Origin of the sequence: Streptomyces sp. NTH33 (assembly GCF_003236365.1) — a bacterium.
Taxonomy (GTDB): domain Bacteria; phylum Actinomycetota; class Actinomycetes; order Streptomycetales; family Streptomycetaceae; genus Streptomyces.
Window position 1 is genome coordinate 1 of sequence record NZ_POTZ01000681.1, and the last position, 2740, is coordinate 2740.

3 protein-coding genes and 1 pseudogene are annotated in these 2740 nt (G+C 71.5%); 3 read left to right on the top strand and 1 reads right to left on the bottom strand.

What is annotated here, in order from left to right; translation table 11 throughout:
* Positions 1 to 12: 12 nt before the first annotated feature.
* A pseudogene (locus C1I97_RS34865) lies at positions 13 to 1137 on the top strand (cysteine protease StiP family protein); the annotation flags it as partial.
* Positions 1137 to 1952, top strand: a complete 816-nt coding sequence (locus C1I97_RS34870) for an HAD family hydrolase (protein WP_111006972.1) — start codon at positions 1137 to 1139, stop codon at positions 1950 to 1952. The pseudogene C1I97_RS34865 and the gene C1I97_RS34870, both read left to right, overlap by 1 nt.
* A gap of 63 nt (positions 1953 to 2015) precedes the next feature.
* Here the strand turns inward: C1I97_RS34870 and C1I97_RS34875 are convergent, their stop codons facing one another.
* Positions 2016 to 2237 (bottom strand): FmdB family zinc ribbon protein, encoded by a 222-nt coding sequence (locus C1I97_RS34875; RefSeq protein ID WP_111006973.1) that lies wholly within the window; start codon positions 2235 to 2237, stop codon positions 2016 to 2018.
* A gap of 220 nt (positions 2238 to 2457) precedes the next feature.
* On the opposite strand from C1I97_RS34875, the gene C1I97_RS39470 reads away from it, so the two are divergent.
* Positions 2458 to 2740 (top strand): hypothetical protein (locus tag C1I97_RS39470; protein ID WP_146608402.1); only part of this gene is annotated, 283 nt, incomplete at its 3' end.

Below are 2740 nucleotides of genomic sequence, written 5' to 3' on the forward strand. Positions count from 1 at the left end.
TGTGTATAAGAGACAGCCTACGCGCCCGACGAGGTCGGCTGGCTGCTCCAGGACCTGTCGGACGTGACGCTGGAGGCACCGACCGAGGAGCGCGAGGAGGCGATCCAGAGCGGCGGCGCGCACTACGCGGAGTCGCTGCCGGTGGAGTACCAGCCGAGCGAGCAGTACCAGGAGCTGTTCCACGCGGCCCTCACGGCCTCCGCCGCGCGGATCGCCCAGGCCGTCGGCGTGGTCACCGAGACGGTCATGGCCGAGCGGACGCCGAGGCCCGTCCTCGTCTCGCTCGCCCGTGCCGGCACCCCGGTCGGCGTGCTGATGCGCCGCTGGGCCCGGTTCCGGCACGGCCTGGACCTGCCGCACTACGCCGTGTCGATCGTGCGCGGCCGCGGCATCGACGCCAACGCGCTGCGCTGGCTGGCCGCCCACCACGACCCCGCCGACGTCGTCTTCGTCGACGGCTGGACCGGCAAGGGCGCCATCACCCGTGAACTCTCCCAAGCGATACGGGAGTTCGAGGAGCGCGAAGGCATCGGCGGGTTCGACCCGGAGATCGCGGTGCTGGCCGACCCCGGCTCGTGCGTGCGCACGTACGGCACCCGGGAGGACTTCCTCATCCCCTCCGCCTGCCTCAACTCCACCGTCTCCGGCCTGATCTCACGGACCGTCCTGCGCGCGGACCTGGTCGGCCCGCACGACTTCCACGGCGCGAAGTTCTACCGCGAACTCGCCCACGCCGACCTCTCCAACGCTTTCCTGGACGCCGTCACCGCCCGCTTCACCGAGGTCACGGAGGCCGTCGGCACCGCGGTCAAGGAGCTGCTGTCCGCCGACCGTACCCCCACCTGGGAGGGCTGGGCGGCGGTCGAGCGGATCAGCGAGGAGTACGGCATCCACGACGTGAACCTCGTCAAGCCGGGCGTGGGCGAGACCACGCGCGTGCTGCTGCGCCGGGTGCCGTGGAAGATCCTGGCGCGGGCCGGGGCGGGCGCCGACCTGGAGCACGTGCGCCTGCTGGCCGGGCAGAGAGGGGTCCCGGTCGAGGAGGTCGGCGAACTGCCGTACAGCTGCGTGGGGTTGATCCACCCCCGCTACACGCGCGGGGCGACCGGCGCCGACGGCAGGGCGGTGACCCGCTGATGCCGGTGATGGTGGCGAGCGACCTGGACCGTACGCTCATCTACTCCGCCGCCGCCCTGGCGCTGACCATGCCGGACGCGCGGGCCCCGCGGCTGCTGTGCGTGGAGGTGCACGAGAGCAGGCCGCTGTCCTACATGACCGAGACGGCGGCCCGGCTGCTGACCGAGCTCGCCGACTCCGCGGTGTTCGTGCCGACCACGACCCGCACCCGCAAGCAGTACCTGCGCATCAACCTGCCGGGCCCGGCGCCGGAGTACGCGATCTGCGCCAACGGCGGCCACCTGCTGGTGGACGGCGTCTCGGACGCCGACTGGCACCGGCGGGTCACCGACCGGGTGGCCGGCGAGTGCGCTCCGCTGGCCGAGGTGCGGGAGCATCTGCTGCGGACCGCCGACCCGGCCTGGGTGCGCAAGCACCGCGTCGCCGAGGACCTGTTCGCCTACCTCGTCGTCGAGCGTGAACTCCTGCCCGGGGACTGGGTGAAGGAGCTCGCCGTGTGGGCGGAGAACCGCGGCTGGACGGTCTCCCTGCAGGGCCGCAAGCTCTACGCCGTCCCCAAGCCGCTCACCAAGAGCGCGGCCGTCCGCGAGGTCGCCCGCCGCACCGGCGCCGACCTCGTCCTCGGCGCAGGCGACTCGCTGCTGGACGCCGACCTGCTGCTGGCCGTGGACCGCGGCTGGCGGCCCGGCCACGGCGAACTCGCCGACACCGGCTGGACGGCCCCCGGCATCACCGCCCTGCCCGAGCGCGGGGTGCTCGCCGGGGAGCGGATCACGCGCGAGTTCCTCGGGGCGGCGGCCCGGACGCCCCGGTAGGGCAGAACCGACGGGCCCACCCCGGCAGGGCGGACCTGCCGGGGTGGGCCCGTGCCGGAGAGGTCAGCCGCAGCATCCCCCGCCGCAGCATCCGCCGCCGCCCGAGCCGGCCCGCGGCGCGGGTGCCGGCGCGGTGGCCGAGCCGCCCACCGCGACCGTGGACAGCAGCTTGACCGTGTCCTCGTGCCCGGCGGGGCAGGTCGCCGGGGCGGACGACTCCGCCATGGGACGGCTCAGTTCGAAGGTGTCGCCGCAGCTCCGGCAGCGGTACTCGTAACGAGGCATGCGCCCAGGTTATCCGGGAGTGACCGGACGCACAGAACTGTCTGTTTCTTATGTCGTGGTTTCTGTCCAGATCTTGTGCGGAGGTTTTGAAAAGACGGCTGATAATTTTGTACTGCCGCGAGGGCCGCGTGGCGGCTGCGAACTACGGGGAAAGCAGCCGCATTTGCGGTAGCTGTGTCGACCCGCGCGAGCAACACGGAGTGCGGAGGGAGACGCGGTCGTGACCGAAGCAGGACAGGGGGAAGGCCTTCCGGGGGAGGAGGGCCGCCGTGCGGACGAAACGATCCAGCTGAAGGTCGACGCACTGCGCAAACCGGACGAGACCATGCAGTTGAAGGTCGACGCCCTCCGGGAACAGAACGCGGCCGAACAGCAACGGCCGGACAAGACAATGCAGTTGAAGGTCGACACCCTCCGGAAACTGAAAGCGGCCGAACAACAGCAACCGCATGAAACCATGCAGTTGCGTGCGTTCACGCCCAACTCTCCCAATTCGCCCGAAT